Genomic DNA, 19,763 nt, shown 5'->3' on the forward strand with positions numbered 1-19,763 from the left:
GTCTCGCTTTTTTGGGCTTAAACAGCAGCAGCGCCGCCAACGATTTCTGAAATTTCCTGGGTAATGGCGGCTTGTCTGGCTTTGTTGTAGATCAACTGCAACTCGCCGATCAAGTTCCCGGCATTGTCCGACGCGCTTTTCATTGCGACCATTCTGGCTGCCTGCTCGCAGGCATTGTTTTCGACCAGCCCCTGATAAACCTTCGATTCGATATACCGGCTCAGCAAGTGATCCAGCACGTCCTTCGCATCCGGTTCGTAGATGTAATCCCAATGACCGGTCAGTTTTTCTTCGATCTCATCGGCGACGACCGGCAACAACTTTTCAATGGTCGGACGTTGCGTCATCGTGTTCACGAATTCATTGCTGATCACGTGCAGTTCATCGATCTTGCCTTCATCGTAGGCATCGAGCATGATCTTGATGATGCCGATGATGTCATTCAGATGCGGCGTATCGCCCAGTTTCGAAATCTGGCCGACCAGTTGGACCTTTTTCAGGTTGCTGAAAAATCCGGTCGCCTTGGCGCCGATCGTGCAGACATCGACTTGGATGCCCGCCTTGTCCCATTCGGTCAACTGGGTCAGCGTTCTTCTGAACAGATTCGAATTCAGACCGCCGCAGAGGCCGCGGTCCGAACTGATCACGATCACGCCGATCCGCTTGACGTCGCGCTTGAGCAAATACGAATGCTTGTACTCGGGATTCGCATGCGCCAGATGCTTGATGATCCGGCCAATCCGTTGCGAATAAGGCCGAGTCGCCTGCATTCTGTCTTTGGTCTTACGCATTTTACTCGCGGCGACCATTTCCATCGCGCGGGTGATCTTTTGAGTATTTTTGATACTCGCGATCTTGGTGCGTATTTCTTTGCCGACTGCCATTGGATGCGCCCTTTACCAGCTATGCGTTTTGACGAAAGTTTCGATCGCAGTCTGCAAGCCTTGTTCAATTTCGCCGTTCCAGTCGCCGGTTGCATTGATTTTGTCCATCAGCGCGGCTTGTTCGGTTTTCATGTACAACTGCAGCGCGGATTCGAAAGCCAATACCTTGTTCACTTCGACCGCATCCAGGAAGCCCTGGTTTGCCGCAAACAACGAAACCGCCATTTGTGCGACCGACATCGGTGAATACTGGTTTTGCTTCATCAGTTCGGTCACGCGTTGGCCGCGTTCGATCTGCTTACGAGTGCTTTCGTCAAGGTCCGATGCGAACTGTGCGAATGCCGCCAACTCGCGGTATTGCGCCAAGTCGAGACGGATACCGCCACCAAGCTTCTTGATGATCTTGGTTTGCGCGGCGCCGCCGACCCGGGATACCGACAGACCCGCGTTGACCGCAGGACGGATACCGGAGTTGAACAGGTTGCTTTCCAGGAAGATCTGGCCGTCGGTGATCGAAATCACGTTGGTCGGAACGAACGCGGAGACGTCGCCGCCTTGGGTTTCGATGATCGGCAATGCGGTCAATGAACCGGTCTTGCCTTTGACTTTGCCGCCGGTCAATTTTTCGACTTCGTCCGCGTTGATGCGCGAGGCTCTTTCGAGCAGGCGCGAGTGCAGATAGAATACGTCGCCCGGATATGCTTCACGTCCCGGTGGACGGCGGAGCAGCAGCGAAACTTGGCGGTAGGCCCAGGCTTGTTTGGTCAAGTCGTCATAAATGATCAGCGCGTCTTCGCCGCGGTCTCTGAAGAATTCGCCCATCGCGCAGCCGGTATAGGGCGCAATGAATTGCAATGCGGCCGATTCGGAGGCGGATGCGGCCACGATGATGGTATGATCCATCGCGCCGTGTTCTTCGAGCTTGCGCACCACGTTCGCAATCGACGAACGTTTTTGGCCGATCGCGACATAAATACATTTGATGCCGGTGCCTTTTTGGTTGATGATCGCATCAACCGCAATCGCGGTCTTGCCGGTTTGGCGGTCGCCGATGATCAATTCGCGCTGGCCGCGGCCGACAGGAATCATCGCATCGATCGATTTCAAGCCCAATTGCACAGGCTGGCTGACCGATTGACGCGCAATAACGCCCGGCGCGATTTTTTCGATCGGAGAAGTTTCAGTCGTTTCGATTGCGCCCTTGCCGTCGATCGGTTTACCGAGCGCATCCACGACGCGGCCCAGCAACGCTTCGCCGACCGGCACTTCCAAAATCTTGCCGGTGCATTTGACGGTGTCGCCTTCGGAAATATGCTGATAGGAACCCAACACCACCGCACCGACCGAGTCACGCTCGAGGTTCAGCGCCATGCCGTAGGTATTGCCCGGGAATTCGAGCATTTCGCCCTGCATCGCTTCGGACAAGCCGTGAATTCTGACGATGCCGTCGGTCACGCTGACTACGGTGCCTTCGGTATGCGCTTCAGCGCCGAGATCGAAGCCTTCGATCTTCTTTTTAATTAGATCACTAATTTCAGATGGATTTAATTGCATTTTTTATCACTCTCACTGTAGCGCTTTTTGCATGTGTTGGAGTTGACCTTTAACCGACCCGTCGATCACCTTGTCGCCCGCGCGCACCAGAACGCCGCCGATCAATGATTTGTCGACCGTCACGTTCATATTGACTTTCTTGCCCAGCCGCTTTTCTAATTTAGCGGAGAATTCCTTCCGGCCTTCTTTACTGAACTCATAAGCGGCATAGACGTCAACATCGAGGTAGCCTTCATCCTCTGCCTTGTAGGCTTCGAAAATCTTCGCGATATGAGGAACCAGATTCAGCCGCCGGTTTTGCACGAGCAGCTTCAGAAAGTTGGCGCCTTCGCTGTCGATTTGACCTTCGGAAATCTCCCGCAGCAGGTTCGACAAACTTTCGTTGCTGACCTTGGGATTATTCACGAACACCGCAAGGCTTTGCTCGCTCAAAATAGACGTCAGAAACGCCAGTGTCTTTGACCATTTTCCGGACGAACCCGTCTCTTTGGCACGCTTAAACACAGCCGCGGCATAAGGTCTCGCCAATGTTGCCAATTCGCTCATTATGCTTAACCTTATAGTTTATCGGAGACTTTGCCGATGATGTCCTGATGCTTGGTTTTATCGATTTCCGCACCGAGAATCTGTTCCGCCGCACTGACCGCCAAAGCTGCCACTTCTTTACGCAGGGCTTCCTTGGTTTGTTCGATCTCCTGTTCGATTTGCGCCTTGGCTGCTTGAATGCGGCGCTCGGCTTCCTTACCGGCGTTATCTTTGGACTCTTCGACGATCTCGTTCGCGCGTTTCTGCGCCAGCGTCACGATTTCCGAAGACTGATCCTTCGCTTCCTTGATGATATTTTTGGCTTTCTTTTCGGCCAGCTTCAAGTCTTCCTGGCTTTTATCGGCCGCAGCCAGCCCTTCGGAAATTTTCTTCTTGCGCTCTTCCAGCGAATTAAACAAAGGCGGCCAAATGTACTTCATGGTAAATCCTACCAGAAGTGCAAAGGTGATCATTTGTCCAATCAGAGTAGCATTGATACTCACGATGCGTTCCTCTTGTCGTTTTTTATAAAATGGGTAAGGCTCAACTTAGCCCGCAGCAGCTTGTACGGCTGACAGGAACGGGTTTGCGAAAGTGAAGAACAAAGCCAAACCGACGCCGATCATGGTTACTGCGTCCAACAGACCCGCAACAACGAACATTTTGACTTGCAGCATAGGAACCATTTCCGGTTGACGCGCCGCGCCTTCCAGGAATTTACCGCCCAACAGACCGAAACCGATCGCGGTTCCGAGTGCGCCCATGCCCAATACCAGACCAACCGCAATCGCAGTCATACCCTGTACATCAGCAATCAATTTTGCAATTTCCATGATACCTCCAAAGGTAAAAAGTTATAAGAACAGTTAAAAGTAAAGACTAATGATCTTCGTGCGCCATGCTCAGGTAGACGATCGTCAATACCATGAAAATGAACGCTTGCAGAGTGATGATCAAAATATGGAAAATCGCCCACGGCAGACTCAAGAGCGGCTGCACGTAGCTAGGCAGCAGCGCGATCAGGATGAAGATCAATTCGCCCGCATACAGGTTACCGAATAACCGCAGTGCCAGCGAGATCGGCTTGGCGATTTCCTCAACCAGCTTCAGCAGCAAGTTGAACGGCAACAGCCACGGACCGAAAGGCTGAAACATCAGTTCCTTCGCGAAACCCCAGACGCCCTTGACCTTGATGCTGTAGAAAATGATCAGCAAGAACACCGAAATCGACATCGCAAAGGTCGCATTCAGGTCGGTGCTCGGCACGACTCTGAGATACGGAATGCCCATTGCACCACCGATCAGCGGCAGTATGTCAACCGGGAACAAGTCCATGAAGTTGAACATGAACACCCAGCAGAAAATCGTCAACGCCAACGGCGCGATCAGGGGGCTCTTGCCGTGAAAACTGTCCTTCACCTGTTGGTCGACAAATTCGATCAACATTTCGACAAAGTTCTGCATCGGACCCGGCACGCCGACGGTCGCTTTTTCCGCGGCCGACTTGAAAAACCAGATGAACAATGCGCCGAGCAGGGCTGAAAAAAACAGGGTATCCAGGTGCAAGGTCCAGAATCCTTCGCCTGCACTCAACGGAGTCAAATGGTGGATGATATAGCCGGTTGCCCCTTCAGCCGCGTGCGCTTCGGTTGCCATCGTTCCTCTCTCGTCAAAAAAAATATCAGCGCATCAATAGCGCAAACCAAAAAACCGACAATGCCGTCAGATAACCGACAAGCAACGGTAATAAATCTAAATTAGGGATTTGAAAAATCAGGACGAAAAAAGCCGCCGTTAACAACAGCTTGCCCGCTTCGCCGCTGTAAAATGAAACGACGATCTTGCGCGCTTCCTGCCCGGTCGCCTTTTTAATTCTGTAAGCAAAAAACAGGTTCGGAAAAAATGCCGCCGCCCCGCCCAGAGCCGCAGACAAAGCCGCCATTTTTCCGCTTGCGACGGCGAATCCGGCCGTCATCATTATAATTATCAGAGCTTGATAAAGCACTATCTTGCTGACAGTAGACAATTTTCTATCTGCCACACAACGCTCCTATCAATTTAGCTGTGGAATTATAACGGCCGAAACGTTTTAAATCAAGGCGCAATGCACAACGCTCGCAGCATGCACTGATTATTCGCAGGAACTCAATGCCAGCCGCCATATTGCTTGGTCGGATCGCCGCGAAAACCCGCGGTCATTTTGTTGTCGTCGGGCACGCTACCCATGCCTTGCCCCGCGACGAGAAGATTTCCATGCGTATAGCCGCCGAGCGCCTTGGCTTTTTTCGCGATCGCGGTTGATAATGGATTGATGTCGTATTGGGTCACGGCCGGATGGATCACCGCGGTGATCATCTGCTCGCCGGCTGCCACCGGATAATAAGTCAGCACAACCGGCAGCACGGTCCCTGCGGCTACTTGCACGCGGTAATGCTCGCTGCCTTGCAAGGCGGTTTCGGCGATCACCCCGCCTTGTTCGTCGCTGACCTTGACCGTGCCGGATTTGACTGGCCCTTTATCGTCGAAGACCAAGCCTTCCAGCATCGTCGCCTGCGCGTATTTTTTGACCGACTGCTGGGGAAATGCGCTTTTCGGAGCCTCTTTTCCGCAGCCGGCCGCAAACACTAAGATCGAAAGAGACGCCGCCAGCAACCCCCACTTGAATGATGATGAATTCACGCGCATACGTTAATACCTCTGGGATTCATGAAAACCGGCCGTGATTTTTTCCGATGATTAAAACAGCTTATGCCACCGCCAGCATATTATCCAGCGCCTTTTTCGCCAGCGCCGCCTCTTTCGCCGGCACCGTGATCCGGTTGATCACATGACCCGCGGCCAGATTTTCCATCACCCAGGCCAAATGCTGCGGATCGGTCCGGAACATCGTCGAGCACATGCACAGCATCGGCGACATGAAGTGCACATGCTTGCCCTGCGCCTTGCATTCCTCATTCAGCCGGTTGACCAGATTCAGCTCGGTCGCGACCAGCCAGCGCGTATTCGGCTCGGCTTCGCGCACCGTTTTCAGGATGTATTCGGTCGAGCCGATGTATTCGGATTTCTGGCAGACCTCGAATGAGGCCTCGGGATGCGCAATGACCTTCGTTTCGGGATAGCGTTCCAGGAACTGGTCGATCTGCTCCGGCTTGAACGCCTGATGCACCGAACAATAGCCGTTCCAGAGGATGATCTCGGCGTTTTTGATCTGATCAATGGTCAGGCCTCCGCGCGGTTTATTGAAATCCCAGGCGACCATCTGTTCGAGCGGGATGCCCATCCGGTAGCCGGTATTGCGGCCCAGATGCTGATCCGGGAAGAACAGCACCTTGCTGCGCCGCGCAAAACTCCATTCGAGAATTTTCTGCGCGTTCGATGAGGTGCAGACGATGCCTTCATGCTCGCCGCAAAACGCCTTCAGGTCGGCCGCGGAATTGATGTAGGTGACCGGCGTGACTTCGTTCTCGACGTCGATCACCTCGGTCAGTTCCTGCCAGCATTTCTGCACCTTGATCAGATTGGCCATGTCCGCCATCGAACAGCCGGCCGCAAGATCGGGCAAGATCGAAATCTGCTCGGGACGAGACAATATGTCGGCGACCTCGGCCATGAAATGCACGCCGCAAAACACGATATATTCGGCGTCGGATTCGGCCGCGTTGCGCGACAGCTTCAGCGAGTCGCCGGTAAAATCGGCATGCTTGAACACTTCATCGCGCTGATAATGATGCCCCAGAATCACGCAGCGCTTGCCGAGCTTGGCTTTGGCCGCAACGATGCGCGCATCGCATTCGGCATCACTCAGCAAAGCGTAATCTTCTATCGGAAAAGCAGTAGTTAACATTATTTATCCTGGAAAACAGCACAAACCACTTAATGTGGATTGCAAGCGAAACAGTTCATTTTTGACTCAGTCAAACAAAAACTTAATAAGCTCATCCTGATTGAGCGAAAAGTGTTTGGCGACATCATTCAATACGGCGGACAACGTTTTGACTTTTAGCGGATTATGCTGCGGCACGGTAAGATGATGCTCGCCCTGTTGGTGCGTCGTCAGGCTAATGTGACTGCCGCTTTGGCGACTGATTTGATAACCCACTAGGACCAACCGCCGGGAAAGCTCCAATCCCGTTATATTACAAGGTAATTTCATGCGGAGATGATTTCTTCGCGTACAAAATGCAAACGAATCATTTTCGGCTTATCGGCCGGATCAAAATGACAGCTCACCGCATCGCGCACCTTTTGATGCAGATCGCATAAATCATCGGCATCGGTGAATAGCGAAACATCCCGTGCGTGCGCGGTAAAACCACCCTCCGGCGCCTCTTCGACTAAGAAAATAATTTCGTTCAACCGAGTACCCCTTCGTTGTAAGGTGGATAAGCGCTAGCGCTTATCCACCTTACGAGCTTTTATTTATGAAGCTTTTTCTTTACCCGCCGGCTTGATCAATTTGATGCCCAGTTCGCGCAATTGTTCCTCCGCGACGACGGCCGGCGCGCTGACCAGAGGACAGGCCGCCGACTGGGTTTTCGGGAACGCGATCACGTCACGGATCGAGGTCGAACCGGTCATCAACATGACCAGACGATCCAGGCCGAACGCCAGACCGCCGTGCGGCGGCGCGCCGTATTTCAAGGCATCGAGCAGGAAGCCGAATTTTTCGCGGGCTTCGTCTTCCTTGATGCCGAGAATTTCGAACACGGTCTGCTGCATCGCCGGCCGGTTGATACGGATCGAACCGCCGCCGACTTCGGTGCCGTTCAGCACCAGGTCGTAGGCGCGCGACAAGGCCGTGCCGGGATTCGCCTGCAATTCTTCGATCGAGCAGCTTGGCGCGGTGAACGGGTGATGGATTGCGGCATAGCGGCGGCTTTTTTCGTCCCATGCAAACATCGGAAAGTCGACGACCCAGACCGGTTTCCATTCGCCTTCCAAGAGGCCCAGGTCGTGGCCGAGTTTGACGCGGAGCGCCCCCATCGCTTCGTTCACGATCGTTGCCTTGTCGGCGCCGAAGAAAATCAGGTCGCCGTTTTGCGCGCCGGTTTTCGCGAGCACGCTGTCCCAGACTTCGGCCGGGGCAAACTTCACGATCGGCGATTGCAGGCCGTCAATGCCCGCAGAAAGGTCGTTCACCTTAATATAAGCCAGGCCCTTCGCGCCATAAATGCTGACAAACTTGGTCAGATCCTCGATGTCCTTGCGGCTCAAGTCGCCGCCTTTCGGCAGGCGCATCGCAACGACGCGGCCATCGGGATCGTTGGCCGGCGCCGAGAACACCTTGAAATCGACGGCTTTCATATCGTCGGCGATATCGACCAGTTCCAAAGGAATACGCAGGTCGGGCCGGTCGATTCCGTATTTCGAAATCGCTTCCTGATAGGTCATGCGCGGGAAATGCGCGCCGAGATTCACGCCGATCACTTTCTGGAATAGCTGACGGATCATTTCTTCCATGATCTGCATGATCTCGTTCTCGTCCATGAACGAGGTCTCGATATCGAGCTGGGTGAATTCGGGTTGGCGGTCCGCGCGCAAGTCTTCGTCGCGGAAGCAGCGCACGATCTGGTAATAGCGGTCCATGCCCGCGATCATCAGAATCTGTTTGTACAACTGCGGCGATTGCGGCAGCGCGAAAAACGCATTCTCATGCGTCCGGCTCGGCACGATATAGTCGCGCGCGCCTTCCGGGGTCGCCTTGGTCAGGTACGGGGTTTCGATCTCGAAGAACTCGTGATCGTCCAGGAAATTGCGCAGAACCCTGGAGACGTCGCGGCGCACCTTCATCTTTTCCTGCATCGCAAAACGGCGCAGGTCGATATAGCGGTAGCGCAGGCGCAGCTCCTCGTTGACTTCGATCTCGCTTTCGACCGGGAACGGCGGCGTTTCGGACTCGTTCAGCACGATCAGCTCACTGACCAGCACTTCGACTTCGCCGGTGCCCATGTTCGGATTGATCGTGCCTTCGGGGCGTCCGCGCACGGTGCCGGCCACTTTCAGCACATATTCGCTACGCACATGCTCGGCCAGAGAGAACGCCTCACGCACATCCGGATCGAAGACCACCTGTACCAGACCGGTACGGTCCCTCAAATCGATAAAAATGACCCCGCCGTGGTCACGGCGGCGATGCACCCAACCGCACAATTCAACGGTTTGCCCGGTATGTTGTTTCGTTAATTCCCCGCACTTGTGCGTCCGCATGGTGGTGTTATTCCTGTAAATCCGAAAAAATGATCGATATTAACTGCTTGGCGTGGTTAATTCAAGTCGCGGCCTAATGGCTGCAACTGCCGCTGCAACTGTGCGGCTTGGACGGCTCCGAACTTTCACCGGCAACATTTTTCTTCGCGCCGCTCTTGAAATCGGTTTCGTACCAGCCGCCGCCTTTCAAACGGAAACCGGCCGCCGATATTTTTTTGATCAGATCAGGCTTGCTGCACGCCGGGCAATGCACCAGCGGCTGGTCGCTGAGTTTTTGTAAGGCTTCGTGCTCATGCCCGCAGGATTGACATTTATACTCATAGATTGGCATGGATGACTCCGGTAAGAAAATAATAATCGAGATAGGGATGCTTGCGTTTTTTTCAAGCAGCTACGATAGAATATCAAGTTATTCTACAGAAAACGGCCTTTCAAATGAAGAAATTAACCATCACCCGCCCCGATGACTGGCATTTGCATGTCCGCAACGGCGCGATGCTGAAAGCGGTGCTGCCGCATACCGCCCGGCAATTCGCCCGCGCGATCATCATGCCGAACCTGAAACCGCCGGTCACGACCGTCGAGCAGGCCTTGACCTACCGCCAGGAAATCTTGCTGGCGATCCCGGAAGGGCTCGATTTTACCTCCTTGATGACCTTGTATCTGACCGGCTCGACGCAAACGGAAGAGATCCGGAAAGCCGCCGAATCCGAGCACGTGCATGCGTTCAAGCTCTATCCTGCCGGCGCCACGACCAACTCCGACTCGGGCGTCGCGAACATCGAGGCCGCTTACCCCTTGCTTGAAGAAATGGAAAAACAAGGCATTCCGCTGTTGATCCACGGCGAGGTGACCGACGAGCACTGCGACATCTTCGATCGGGAGCGCGTTTTTCTCGAAACCCAGTTGAGCCGTATCGTCGAGCGTTTCCCGGCGCTGCGCATCGTCGTCGAGCATGTCACTACGCGCGAGGCGGTCGATTTCGTGAAGGCCCAAGGCCCGAACATCGCCGCGACGATCACGCCGCAACACTTATTGTATAACCGCAATGCGATTCTGGCCGGCGGCATCCGCCCGCACCATTACTGCCTGCCGGTGCTGAAGCGCGAGCATCACCGCCAGGCGCTGGTGCAGGCCGCGACCAGCGGCAATCCTAAATTTTTCCTCGGCACCGACAGCGCGCCGCATCTGACCGCATTGAAAGAAAACGCCTGCGGCTGCGCCGGCTGCTTCAGCGCGCCGGTGGCGCTCGAACTTTATGCGGAGGCATTCGAAAAAGCCGATGCGCTGGACAAACTGGAAGGTTTTGCGAGTTTTTACGGCGCCGATTTTTACCGGCTGCCGAGAAACCGGGGCACGATCACGCTCGAAAAAAGGGATTGGCAGGTGCCGGCGTCTTACGCAGACGCTGAGATCGCGATAACGCCTTTGAGGGCGGGAGAAACATTGTCCTGGAAAATGGAGGCAGCGTAGCCCTATTCAATCCGCGACGCCCGAAAGCCGGCTGCTCAAGGCGCCGGCCGCCATGATCATCGGCGACAACACCGGACTGAACGGCGGCGAGTAAGCCAGATCGGCATTCTCCAAATCCTGACAGGTTAATTTGCCGAGCAAGGCGGTCGCCGCAATATCGATCATCTTATCCGCCTTGCCCGGACCGATCACCTGAGCGCCGAGCAGGCGGCCATCCCGGCGATCGGCAATCAATTTCAGATTCAGCTCCCGGCCGCCCGGATAATAACGGGCCCGATCGCCGCGCCTGAGCAACACCGAGACCGGATCAAAACCTTGCGCGCGCGCCGCCTGCTCGGACAAGCCGGTCATTGCGACATTCAGATTGAAGGCCTTGAAAATCGCGGTGCCGAACACGCCCGGAAAATGCGCATTGCCGCCGGCCGCGTTTTCGCCCGCGACCCGTCCCTGCAAATTGGCGATATCGCCAAGCGGCACCCAGGCCGGCTGACCTGTTACCCGGTCGGTGGTCTCGGCGCAGTCACCGGCCGCATAGATTCCCGGAATGTTTGTTTCCATCCGCGCATCGACAGCAATCGCACCGGTCTTGCCGAGCGTAATGCCGGCGGCCCTCGCAAGTTCGGTATTCGGACGCACGCCGATCGCGATCACGACCAGGTCGGTCGGAATGACTTTGCCGGATTCGGTCACAACCGCGATGACCCGGCCGTTTTCATCCTGCAATTTGCTGAGACCATCGCCGAGGATCAATTCGATATCCTGTTCGACCAACTGATCATGCACCAGTTGCGCCATCTCGGGATCAAACTTCGGGAGAACGCGCGGGAATGTCTCGACGATAGTTGTCTTGATATTCAGTTGATGAAAGGCTTCGGCGAGCTCCATGCCGATATAGCCCGCTCCGACGATCACCGCCTTTTGCGGCCGCAGCGTATCGAAAACCGATGTGAACCGGGCCAGATCGCCGATTTTTCTGAGTGTCAGCACGCCGTCGAGATCGATGCCCGCCACCTGAGGCACGATCGGCAACGCGCCGGTGGCCACAATCAGGCGGTCGTAAGCGACGCTTTCTTCGCTTTGATCCTGTAGATTGCGCACCGTCATCCGCCGCTTTGCCGCATCCAAAGCGACGACACGGCGGCCGGTGTGAACCTGAATGCCGTCTTTGGCGAATTCTTCCGGCTTCCTGATCACCAGTTTATTTTGATCCGTAATCGTACCGCCAATCACATACGGAAGCCCGCAAGCCGAATAGGCCACTTCGGCCTCGTCCTGAAAAACGATGATTTCCAGATCGGCGTTCACCCGCTTGGCTTTGGCCGCCGCCTTGGCCCCGGCCGCCACGCCGCCTATGATAACGATGCGCATGTCATTCCCCTTTTCTGATTAAATGACCCGTGGATGAATGCCCAGCCATTCGCCCTGCCCGGCAAAAAATGCCGGCTCGCCGCCGCTGTGCAAAAAAATCACGTTTCCGCATTCATCAAACAAGCCGGCGGTCAACCCTTCCAGATAGCCGGCCATTGCCTTGCCGGTATAAACCGGATCGAGCAAAAGGCCCTCGGAGCGGGCCACGAGCTTGATCGCGTTCGCGCCTTCGGGGCTCGGAATGCCATAGCCCGGCCCGATGAAGCCGCCCTGCACCGGCGCATCCTTGGCCGAGAAGCCAAATTCAGAGCCCAACCATAGCGCCGCTTGATTGGCCAGACGAGCGATCTGCACGCTGGCCTCCGCTGGATCGCGGCTGACGCTGTAGCCGATGATTCGCCAATTTAGATTCAGCAACTTCGTTCCGAGCAGCCAACCCGCATAGGTACCGCCGGAGCCGACCGCGATCACGATCGCATCCGGACTGATTGCGAGTTCCAGGCATTGGCGGTACGCCTCGCACACGGCCAATACGTGACCCAAAACGCCCATCATACAGGCGCCTCCGCGGGGAATCGGATAAGGGCATTTGCCGCTTCTGCGCATTTGGTCCGCGAGGGTTTCGATCGCGGCATCCACGCTTGCTCTGTCATCGTTCTGCGTGAAATGAACCTGCGCATCCAGCATCGTGGTGACGCGATAATTGCCGTCGATGTTCAGCGGCGGCTTACCCCAATAAACAGCGATGCAGTCGAGCCCTGCGAATGCTGCCACGAAGGCGGTCGCACGCACGTGATTGGACTGCACGCCGGCGCCGGTGATCAAGGTATCGGCTTCAACCTGTAGGGCATCGGCCAGCATCACTTCCAGGCCTCTAATTTTATTGCCGCCCAACCCAAAGCCGATCAAATCGTCGCGCTTGACCCAAAGTTTCGGACCGGGCTGCATCGCGGATAAGCGGTTGAAGGACTGCAAAGGCGTAGGATAGACCGCCAGTCTCTGGCGCGGGATTTTCTTTTCGATGTCGCAGGCCACATCGAGACGCCCTGCGGCAGTCATTGGAAGCATCATGATGACGGCCCCGGCAAACGGATTGAATTGACCACCCGCTCGACCATCTCCGCACAATGTCCGGTACAGGCGCCGAGATCGAACAGCGCATCGATCTCGGCGCCTGTCAGCAGTCCAGCAATGGCCTGGTCATTATGCAATGCCTGCTGCAGATGCAGCCCTTGTTCATAAGCGCGCATGGCGATTTCGTAAACCGCTCGGTGCGCGCTTTGCTTGCCGATCTTTTTCGCCAACGCCAGCATCACCTGTTCGCTGTAAATAAGGCCTCGACTGGCGCCGATATTCGCCAGCATGCGCTGCTCGTGCACCTCGAGTTCATTCAAGAGAGTCTTCAACAAGTCCAGCGCCTTGCCGGCCGCCAGCGTGGCGTCCGGAACGATCGTCCACTCGCCCTTCCAGGCGCGGCCGTCGCGCTCATGACTGTGCACCAGATTTTCGGCCATATGCGCGGCATGGTGCCGAACGACTCTGGAGAGTGTGCCGAGATGTTCCGAAATTTCCGGGTTGCGTTTTTGCGGCATCGTGATGCTGCCGACCGCGCCCTCGGTAAAACCTTCGCTGAGTTCGCCGATTTCGGGCCGCTGCAACTGCACGATTTCCTGACCGATGCGATCGCCGGTCGCGGTGATCAGCGCCAGCGTATTCAGCCATTCGGCAAGACGGTCGCGGCTGCTGGTCCAGGAGATCGTGGGGGACTGCAAGCCGAGGCGTTGCAGAAACGCTTGCTGCAACGCCAGCGCTGCCGGTCCTAATGACGACAGGCTGCCGACGCCGCCGGCCAATTGGCCGACGCAGAGCCTCGGGCCGAGCTCGATCAGGCGGCGGCGGTGACGGTCCATTTCGTCCAGCCAGCAGGCGGCCTTGAAACCGAAGGTAATCGGAAGACCCGGCTGCCCATGCGTTCTGCCGCACATAGGCGTATCGCGATGCCGGTCGGCGAGAGCGAGCAAACAATGCTCGATCTCGCCGATCTCCTTGATAAAAAGTTGCCGGACCTGTATCAAGGTCCGCATCGTCTGGGTATCGGTGATATCCTGCACGGTCACGCCATAGCAGATCCATTCGCCGCCTAAGGACCCGAGCCGCGCCTTCAATGCGTTGATGATGCCGAGCAGCGAGTGATTCGTCTTCGCGAAACCTTCGCCGGCCTCACGCAGGAAAGCCTCGTCGATCTCGATATGCTCATGACCTGCTTCAATCTCCCTGGCGGCTTCGGCCGGAATCAGACCGTAATCAGCCTGCACGGCCGCCAATGCCGACATGATTTCGAGCCAGCCCTTGATTTTATTCTGTTCGGCGAATAACGCACGCATCGGCGGCGTGCTCCAGGCCGAGCCGTAAATCGTTGAATCGCTGATATGTACCGAATCGATCATCTTGTCGCCAACGCCTCAGCGAGCCTCAGCAGTTCCTCTTCCTTGTCTTCAAGGTAGGTGCGAAGAATCAGGGCTTGCTCCCGATAACGGGTGAACTGCGCCGAACAGGCATTCAGCATGGCCTCCATGCTGGACATTGAAGTGCCGCCGGCCTCCTGTCGGGATTCAATCGCATGCAAGAGATCGAGCGCTTTTTCGAGTTGCGCGCGAGACAATTCAATGCGCCGTCCCAGTCGCTGCTCGCAGGCGGCGATAATGATTTCGGGAGACAGTACGCTGACACTGTATTGCTGAAACTCGCCGGCGAGGAATCCAACCAGTTGATGCGCCGCACGAAAATCGAGACCGCATTCGAGCACCAGCGTTTCGGCAAGATCGGTCGCGAGCGTCCAACCGGACTCGATAAGTTGCCTGCCTCTGTCGGCTTTGAACCTCAAATGTTCGAGCACCTCGGCCATCAGTTCGCTCACCTCAGTCGCCTGCCGCACCGCTTCGGGCAGTTCGCCATATATCAACAAGCGGTTATCCGGCTGACCGCTCGGCGTTCTGGAACTTGCGGTCACGGTCGCACTAAGACCGATCATCTTGTTCGCGAAGGCCCTGACATGCGTCAACGCGAATGGGTTTTTTTTCTGCGGCATGATTTTGCTCGCGCGCGCATGGCGGTCGTCAAGTTCGATCAATCCGAACTCCTGCGTGCTGAAAATCTGCAGGTCTTCGGCCAGGCGGCTCAACGTGATGCTGCCGGTATTGAGTATCGAGACGCAGTTGATGCACACATCGGCCTGCCACATCGCGTCGCGGGCATGCTCGATCACGCCGGCAAAACCGAGGAGTTGCGCCGCTTGCTGCCGGCCTTGCGGGATCTGCGAACCGTTGGTGCTGCCACAGCCGATCGGACTACAGTTCAGTTGCTTGAACAGCAGATCAAGCCGTTCCAGGTCCCGGATCAAGGGATAGGCAAAGCTCAGCAGATAATGTCCGAGCGTAGTCGGCTGCGCCGCTTGCAGATAGGTATAGTCCGGCATGATCGAAAGCCGGTGGATGGCTGCCTGTTCGACCATCATAGAACCCAGCCCGGCCAGAGCGAGTTCAAAGTCCAGCAAGGCCTTGCGCATCACGATCACAAACGCGGTCGTGATCGCTTCGCGGCGGGCGCGTCCTGCACCGAGCCAGCCGACCGCGCCGGTGCGTTCGGTCAGCCAGGCCTCGCGGTTGGTATAGAGGTCGCCGCACTCGGGGCTAAGCACAAAATCGTCCGGTTTCTGTTGCAGTTCCAGCAATGCCGCCAGCAATGCACGCCCCTCGGCTTCCGGAATCGGCTGTAATTCGAGAGCAACCAGGGTCTGTGCGATATCGGTCATACCCAGCGCATCAAACAGATGCTGTTGATGAGCGAGTTCCGAGGCAAACACCGAATTAACCAATAAATCGGAAGGTGGGCTCTTCAAGCGGGCGCCGATTTCGAGCACGTGTTGCTGGAGTGATTCCGCCGGATGCAGGGCTGTCATGCTGATCTCAACTTTAACAAGATGGATAACTACGGTTTGTCTTGCTCTACCGCATTCGGATCCCAGAAGCCGGTGCGCAACAGCTTTTCGGAAACCCGATTCAACGTATCGAAGCGCAGGCCGTTGCGCAGCGCCTCGACCGCAAGTATCTGATCCGGACTGATATTGCCGAGGCCGACATTCACGCCGAATTTTTCGATGAAATAGACCTGCTGCGCCTTCAGCGGCGCCTCCCAGATCAACGCGTCGATTCTGGAACCGAGCAATTCGACGAGCCTTTCGACCTCGAAACCCTCGACATTGCCCGCGTCATCAAAAACGCCGACGCCCTGGCCGCACTCCCTGCCTTCGAGAATCACCCAGGCCGCCCCCCACTCCAGGTCCTGCAATATCTCGTCCGCGAGTTGATCGACGGTCGGCTGCCGTTTCGGATCTTTTTTGCCGACTTCGGTGATAGGGATCAGACCCGTATTCAACGCGCACTCGATGATGCGCCGCCGTCTGAAGCGCGGAATCGGCAGGGTGCCGTCCGAAATTTCGACCGCCTGAAAACCGAGTTCCTTCGCATGCGTCATGTAGACCCGGCAATGCATCTTCAGCATCGCAACTTCAAGCAGGGTCCCGCCCGGAAAAGTCAGGATATTGTGCTCGGCCAACAGGCGTAATTTTTCCTGCAATCGGGTTTTCTCGACGAAAACCGAGGTGCCGAACGCGAACTTCCAATGATCGATATACGCTTCCGACATCTCCAAAATGCTCTGCGTTTCGAAGAGCCCCTTGCCGACATCCATTACCATCGTACAACCGGTTTTGCGCGGCTTCGCGCACGCCGGCAATGATATGTTCCCAGGCCAGCTCAGACATAGGCCAAATCTCTTGTTAATCGATGCAAGGCTCTTTCGATCATCGGCAGATCGGCACCCCAGGGAACGATCACTCGATTGCCTTCCTGTTCAATATCGTATTCGAGCAAACAACATTTCAGTAGCGTAGGGCATCGATCTGGCGTTGTCAGCATGCGCGGGCACATCTCGACGCGCGGCGGCTCGTCGCCGTAGTAATGCCGGTGAAATTGCAGGCTGCGCTCACAGCCGAGCAAGGTCCAGTTTTCGCGCTCTTTCGGCCGCTCGTCCAAAAAATACACCGGCGCGCCAAGGTCGTTCAATCCGCCCGAACGGCAGGGTACCAGATACGCTTCCGGGGTTACGGTAGCGGCCAGATCGCGCAAATCGATGATGACCGGTTCCAATAATATCGGCGGCAGGTCCGCATAGCTCAAGACGTGTTCCGCCATGTGCAATAATTTGGGCGGATTGGGTGGAACCACCTCGACGACGCGCAGGCGTAGCGGATTCGGATGATGAATGATATTGATATGATCAAACATGCCGATCACGATCGCGGTTTGATCCGGACTCACGCCATGCTTCACGGCGGCCTGAGCCAACGCCGAACGGTTGGCGGGATCGGTATTGGGGGCTTCGATCAAAATACAGTCGTGGGGCAGACCGAGAACTTCAACCTTCTCGACCCGCGAAAACAGGCTATCCGATCCAGCGCGCTGCACTGCCGCAACCGCATACTGTCGATCAGGGCCATGCAATATCACGATATTGGTCCGCCGATAAACCTCCCGGCTTAACAGGTAATCCTGGATGACTTCCGCCGTCATCGCACCGTGATACGGCTGAAAACTGACGCAGCGGTAGGGCAACGGCAACGGCACGAAGTTTTCCCGCTGCTTTAATTGTCCGATTTCAAGAATGCCGCCGTTCTCGTTTGCCATCCATCCCACCTACAATTCGAATTCGCGGGTCTGGTCATCATGACTGAGTTCCCGCCGGTGAATCTGCATCGGGTCCAGACGGCGGATCAGCTCAATCATGTCCGGCTCGGGCATTGGCGTAATCGCCAGATCATCGGCAACCGGAAAATCAAATCCGGTATTCTCGGCGACAAGGGCCGCCGAGGTATCGGGATAAATCGCTTGCAGGCGCGCATGGCCCGTTTCATCGAAATCGAAAACGCCGAGATCGGTCACGATGCAGTCAGGACCTTTACCCCGACGCGGACTGCCGTCAGTTGTGCGATGCCCAACACTGGTCACGAAATCGCAGCGCTCGACCAGCCGGAAGCGACGACGTCCTTGTTGATCTGGGGGCGCACGGTGCGCCGCGGTCCAGATCGTGATATGCTCCGCATCGGCGGAAAGATTGCAGCCGCCGCCTCCGCCCGGCAGCTTTAGCTTCAAATGGCCGGCATCGCCGAGCCGGGTCACGTTCATATTGACCCAACGGTCGATTTGCAGGCCAGACAAAAACATCCGCCCCATCCTGCCGCTTGCCGCCAGATCGAATAGCTCCTCGATATCCAAGTCGCATTCGGCGCCAACACTCATCGCGAAATCGTTCGAGGTCGGCGTCAAAAACAGGGGGCTCGGATTCACCGCATAAGTCGCGCCCGCCACCAACACCAGATTCGGCGCATGGCTGCGCTTGGCCAGGTGCAGCGCGAGTTGTACCTGGGGCGAGCCGAAACCGTGAAACGCGAGGATGCCGTCTTCGATCGTCAATGCGATCTGATAAATCATCAATTCGCCGAGCGTGCAGGTGCGGATTGGCTCAGTCATAGAGGCTCATCCACTGCTCGGCGCTCTCGCGCCATGTTGCCAGTCGGTGCAAGCGCTCACGGCCGCCTATCGCCTCTAGATAAACCTGATGATCGGGACATTGACTAACGAACGGTTTCAGATAGTTTTCCCGAAAAACCTCGGCGCCTTGTCGGGCTTGATCGTAGTAATACTGCGTATGCTGCCGGTCATAGGCATAGTTCGGATAGCATGAGGTCGGGTGCGCGCCATAGCGAACCTCACAGACCGCGGTCACGTAAAAATAAGGGATGGTGACGCCTATTTCTGCGAGTTCTTCATGCGCGATAATTTCCTCGACCGTTACGATCACTTTGCGGGAGGCTTTCGCGAACAGGATATCGGCGACCGGAGGTCCTTCGATGCGCAAATTGCCGTGACGATCCGCGAAATGCGCATGCAGGACCACCACATCGGGCTGCAATGGCGGCACCAGCACGATCTTGTCGCCGGTATAAGGGCAGGTCATCGTTTTGAATTCGGGATGCAGCGCCTCAAAGCTCGTACCCTGCACCGAGCGGATCGGCATGAACGGCAGCCCCGAGATCGCGGCACGCAATTGCTGCACCAAGGTATAACAGCAATTGTCCCTAACCTGGACTTCGCCGGATTCACAGGCGCGCCGGAAATTCGGCGCCATGCCGAAATCCTGCTCGAAACCGACATAGGATTCGCCGCTCGCTGCCACGACGCCGGCGCCGCACAACAGGTCGATATCGATGCCATGGGCGGAGCCGACCACCGTAAGTCCTCTGCGCCCCTGCCGGATCAACTCGCGCAAGGCAGCCATCGGCTCGCGCCAGGACAGGCCGCCACCGACCGCAAGCACATCGCCGTCTTTCACCTGAGCGACGAGTTCGGACAACGTACAACGCTTGTCGGCCTGCGTGAACATGGGCAGCTCCGGTTAAGCCACTCCGAGTTCCTTACGGACGATCTTCGCGCCTTCGACCAGCGCGAGCAGTTTGTCCTGACAGATGTAGCGCTGCAGCAGGATCAGACCGCAATCGGTCGTGACGCCCAATTGCTCAGCCGGCACCACGGTCAGCAACTGCCGAATCTTCGCGGCGACCTGCTCGGCCGTTTCGCAGACGGTGCTTTTGACGTCAATCACGCCGGCCCAGAACATCACGTTTTTCGGAATCGG

Annotated in this window: 23 protein-coding genes; 1 reads left to right on the top strand and 22 read right to left on the bottom strand. The window is 56.3% G+C overall.

From position 1 onward, the window contains the following. Window positions 1-17 precede the first annotated feature (17 nt). From atpG to METLA_RS0112735, 13 genes are all read right to left on the bottom strand, one after another. Window positions 18-884 carry a F0F1 ATP synthase subunit gamma gene (atpG, locus tag METLA_RS0112675; protein WP_024298899.1) on the bottom strand — a complete coding sequence of 289 codons (867 nt, stop codon included), beginning with the start codon at window positions 882-884 and terminating at the stop codon, window positions 18-20. A 12-nt stretch (window positions 885-896) separates the two neighbouring features. Continuing rightward, window positions 897-2,438, bottom strand: coding sequence for a F0F1 ATP synthase subunit alpha (atpA, locus tag METLA_RS0112680; protein ID WP_024298900.1), 1,542 nt, complete (start codon window positions 2,436-2,438; stop codon window positions 897-899). 12 nt (window positions 2,439-2,450) lie between these two features. Then, on the bottom strand, window positions 2,451-2,984 hold the full coding sequence (locus METLA_RS0112685; protein ID WP_024298901.1) for a F0F1 ATP synthase subunit delta: 534 nt from the start codon (window positions 2,982-2,984) through the stop codon (window positions 2,451-2,453). Window positions 2,985-2,995: 11 nt separating this feature from the next. Then, entirely contained in the window at window positions 2,996-3,466 is a 471-nt protein-coding gene (locus METLA_RS0112690; RefSeq protein ID WP_024298902.1) for a F0F1 ATP synthase subunit B, read from the bottom strand. Window positions 3,467-3,511: 45 nt separating this feature from the next. Next, a complete protein-coding gene (gene atpE, locus METLA_RS0112695; protein ID WP_005374759.1) occupies window positions 3,512-3,796 on the bottom strand; it encodes a F0F1 ATP synthase subunit C in 285 nt (94 codons plus the stop codon). A 46-nt stretch (window positions 3,797-3,842) separates the two neighbouring features. Further along, the gene (gene atpB, locus METLA_RS0112700; RefSeq protein WP_024298903.1) at window positions 3,843-4,619 is read right to left on the bottom strand and encodes a F0F1 ATP synthase subunit A; all 777 of its coding nucleotides are present in this window, start codon (window positions 4,617-4,619) and stop codon (window positions 3,843-3,845) included. 25 nt (window positions 4,620-4,644) lie between these two features. After that, complete coding sequence (locus METLA_RS0112705; protein ID WP_024298904.1) at window positions 4,645-5,004, bottom strand: ATP synthase subunit I; 360 nt, start codon at window positions 5,002-5,004, stop codon at window positions 4,645-4,647. Window positions 5,005-5,108: 104 nt separating this feature from the next. Continuing rightward, window positions 5,109-5,648: a hypothetical protein gene (locus tag METLA_RS0112710; protein ID WP_024298905.1), complete on the bottom strand. Its 540-nt coding sequence runs from the start codon at window positions 5,646-5,648 to the stop codon at window positions 5,109-5,111. 61 nt (window positions 5,649-5,709) lie between these two features. Beyond that, window positions 5,710-6,807, bottom strand: coding sequence for a quinolinate synthase NadA (nadA, locus tag METLA_RS0112715; protein WP_024298906.1), 1,098 nt, complete (start codon window positions 6,805-6,807; stop codon window positions 5,710-5,712). Window positions 6,808-6,873: 66 nt separating this feature from the next. Continuing rightward, a complete protein-coding gene (locus METLA_RS0112720; RefSeq protein ID WP_024298907.1) occupies window positions 6,874-7,116 on the bottom strand; it encodes a type II toxin-antitoxin system HicA family toxin in 243 nt (80 codons plus the stop codon). Continuing rightward, window positions 7,113-7,319 (bottom strand): hypothetical protein, encoded by a 207-nt coding sequence (locus tag METLA_RS0112725; protein ID WP_024298908.1) that lies wholly within the window; start codon window positions 7,317-7,319, stop codon window positions 7,113-7,115. The genes METLA_RS0112720 and METLA_RS0112725 overlap by 4 nt, the downstream gene beginning before the upstream one ends. A 63-nt stretch (window positions 7,320-7,382) precedes the next feature. Then, a complete protein-coding gene (gene aspS / locus METLA_RS0112730; RefSeq protein ID WP_024298909.1) occupies window positions 7,383-9,170 on the bottom strand; it encodes an aspartate--tRNA ligase in 1,788 nt (595 codons plus the stop codon). 73 nt (window positions 9,171-9,243) lie between these two features. Then, on the bottom strand, window positions 9,244-9,501 hold the full coding sequence (locus tag METLA_RS0112735; protein ID WP_024298910.1) for an FmdB family zinc ribbon protein: 258 nt from the start codon (window positions 9,499-9,501) through the stop codon (window positions 9,244-9,246). Window positions 9,502-9,605: 104 nt separating this feature from the next. Between METLA_RS0112735 and pyrC the strand changes: the two genes are divergently transcribed. After that, a complete protein-coding gene (gene pyrC, locus METLA_RS0112740; RefSeq protein ID WP_024298911.1) occupies window positions 9,606-10,643 on the top strand; it encodes a dihydroorotase in 1,038 nt (345 codons plus the stop codon). 6 nt (window positions 10,644-10,649) lie between these two features. Here pyrC and METLA_RS0112745 read toward each other — a convergent pair whose 3' ends face one another. From METLA_RS0112745 to METLA_RS23760, 9 genes are read right to left on the bottom strand one after another with little or no spacing between them, the layout of a single operon-like run. Then, the gene (locus METLA_RS0112745; RefSeq protein WP_024298912.1) at window positions 10,650-12,011 is read right to left on the bottom strand and encodes an FAD-dependent oxidoreductase; all 1,362 of its coding nucleotides are present in this window, start codon (window positions 12,009-12,011) and stop codon (window positions 10,650-10,652) included. An 18-nt stretch (window positions 12,012-12,029) separates the two neighbouring features. Continuing rightward, a complete protein-coding gene (gene xcbE / locus METLA_RS0112750; RefSeq protein WP_245598790.1) occupies window positions 12,030-13,079 on the bottom strand; it encodes a coenzyme M biosynthesis enzyme XcbE in 1,050 nt (349 codons plus the stop codon). Then, entirely contained in the window at window positions 13,079-14,458 is a 1,380-nt protein-coding gene (xcbD, locus tag METLA_RS0112755) for a 3-sulfopropionylcysteine synthase XcbD (RefSeq protein WP_024298914.1), read from the bottom strand. The genes xcbE and xcbD overlap by 1 nt, the downstream gene beginning before the upstream one ends. Continuing rightward, window positions 14,455-15,969 (bottom strand): 2-phosphosulfolactate phosphatase XcbC, encoded by a 1,515-nt coding sequence (gene xcbC / locus METLA_RS0112760; RefSeq protein WP_024298915.1) that lies wholly within the window; start codon window positions 15,967-15,969, stop codon window positions 14,455-14,457. Before xcbC ends, xcbD begins: the two co-directional genes overlap by 4 nt. A 29-nt stretch (window positions 15,970-15,998) precedes the next feature. Further along, the gene (gene comA, locus METLA_RS0112765; RefSeq protein ID WP_024298916.1) at window positions 15,999-16,805 is read right to left on the bottom strand and encodes a phosphosulfolactate synthase; all 807 of its coding nucleotides are present in this window, start codon (window positions 16,803-16,805) and stop codon (window positions 15,999-16,001) included. 20 nt (window positions 16,806-16,825) lie between these two features. Further along, window positions 16,826-17,755 (bottom strand): XcbA family protein, encoded by a 930-nt coding sequence (locus METLA_RS0112770; protein ID WP_024298917.1) that lies wholly within the window; start codon window positions 17,753-17,755, stop codon window positions 16,826-16,828. A 9-nt stretch (window positions 17,756-17,764) separates the two neighbouring features. Next, complete coding sequence (locus METLA_RS0112775; protein ID WP_029646646.1) at window positions 17,765-18,598, bottom strand: CoA-transferase; 834 nt, start codon at window positions 18,596-18,598, stop codon at window positions 17,765-17,767. Then, window positions 18,591-19,511, bottom strand: a complete 921-nt coding sequence (locus tag METLA_RS0112780) for a CoA transferase subunit A (RefSeq protein ID WP_036281720.1) — start codon at window positions 19,509-19,511, stop codon at window positions 18,591-18,593. Before METLA_RS0112780 ends, METLA_RS0112775 begins: the two co-directional genes overlap by 8 nt. 12 nt (window positions 19,512-19,523) lie before the next feature. Beyond that, window positions 19,524-19,745 carry a uroporphyrinogen decarboxylase/cobalamine-independent methonine synthase family protein gene (locus METLA_RS23760; RefSeq protein ID WP_281171952.1) on the bottom strand — a complete coding sequence of 74 codons (222 nt, stop codon included), beginning with the start codon at window positions 19,743-19,745 and terminating at the stop codon, window positions 19,524-19,526. Window positions 19,746-19,763 lie beyond the last annotated feature (18 nt).

The organism is Methylomicrobium lacus LW14 (assembly GCF_000527095.1).
GTDB lineage: Bacteria > Pseudomonadota > Gammaproteobacteria > Methylococcales > Methylomonadaceae > Methylomicrobium > Methylomicrobium lacus.

Bases quoted from the DNA above. Each gene is read 5' to 3' on its own strand.
- METLA_RS0112770 (WP_024298917.1), bottom strand. From the start codon at position 17,755: ATGGCAAACGAGAACGGCGGCATTCTTGAAATCGGACAATTAAAGCAG.
- xcbE (WP_245598790.1), bottom strand. From the start codon at position 13,079: ATGCTTCCAATGACTGCCGCAGGGCGTCTCGATGTGGCCTGCGACATC.
- atpG (WP_024298899.1), bottom strand. From the start codon at position 884: ATGGCAGTCGGCAAAGAAATACGCACCAAGATCGCGAGTATCAAAAAT.
- xcbC (WP_024298915.1), bottom strand. From the start codon at position 15,969: ATGACAGCCCTGCATCCGGCGGAATCACTCCAGCAACACGTGCTCGAA.
- METLA_RS23760 (WP_281171952.1), bottom strand. From the start codon at position 19,745: ATGTTCTGGGCCGGCGTGATTGACGTCAAAAGCACCGTCTGCGAAACG.
- METLA_RS0112735 (WP_024298910.1), bottom strand. From the start codon at position 9,501: ATGCCAATCTATGAGTATAAATGTCAATCCTGCGGGCATGAGCACGAA.
- aspS (WP_024298909.1), bottom strand. From the start codon at position 9,170: ATGCGGACGCACAAGTGCGGGGAATTAACGAAACAACATACCGGGCAA.
- xcbD (WP_024298914.1), bottom strand. From the start codon at position 14,458: ATGATCGATTCGGTACATATCAGCGATTCAACGATTTACGGCTCGGCC.
- atpB (WP_024298903.1), bottom strand. From the start codon at position 4,619: ATGGCAACCGAAGCGCACGCGGCTGAAGGGGCAACCGGCTATATCATC.
- METLA_RS0112720 (WP_024298907.1), bottom strand. From the start codon at position 7,116: ATGAAATTACCTTGTAATATAACGGGATTGGAGCTTTCCCGGCGGTTG.
- pyrC (WP_024298911.1), top strand. From the start codon at position 9,606: ATGAAGAAATTAACCATCACCCGCCCCGATGACTGGCATTTGCATGTC.
- METLA_RS0112775 (WP_029646646.1), bottom strand. From the start codon at position 18,598: ATGACTGAGCCAATCCGCACCTGCACGCTCGGCGAATTGATGATTTAT.
- METLA_RS0112710 (WP_024298905.1), bottom strand. From the start codon at position 5,648: ATGCGCGTGAATTCATCATCATTCAAGTGGGGGTTGCTGGCGGCGTCT.
- METLA_RS0112745 (WP_024298912.1), bottom strand. From the start codon at position 12,011: ATGCGCATCGTTATCATAGGCGGCGTGGCGGCCGGGGCCAAGGCGGCG.
- METLA_RS0112685 (WP_024298901.1), bottom strand. From the start codon at position 2,984: ATGAGCGAATTGGCAACATTGGCGAGACCTTATGCCGCGGCTGTGTTT.
- atpA (WP_024298900.1), bottom strand. From the start codon at position 2,438: ATGCAATTAAATCCATCTGAAATTAGTGATCTAATTAAAAAGAAGATC.
- METLA_RS0112780 (WP_036281720.1), bottom strand. From the start codon at position 19,511: ATGTTCACGCAGGCCGACAAGCGTTGTACGTTGTCCGAACTCGTCGCT.
- nadA (WP_024298906.1), bottom strand. From the start codon at position 6,807: ATGTTAACTACTGCTTTTCCGATAGAAGATTACGCTTTGCTGAGTGAT.
- atpE (WP_005374759.1), bottom strand. From the start codon at position 3,796: ATGGAAATTGCAAAATTGATTGCTGATGTACAGGGTATGACTGCGATT.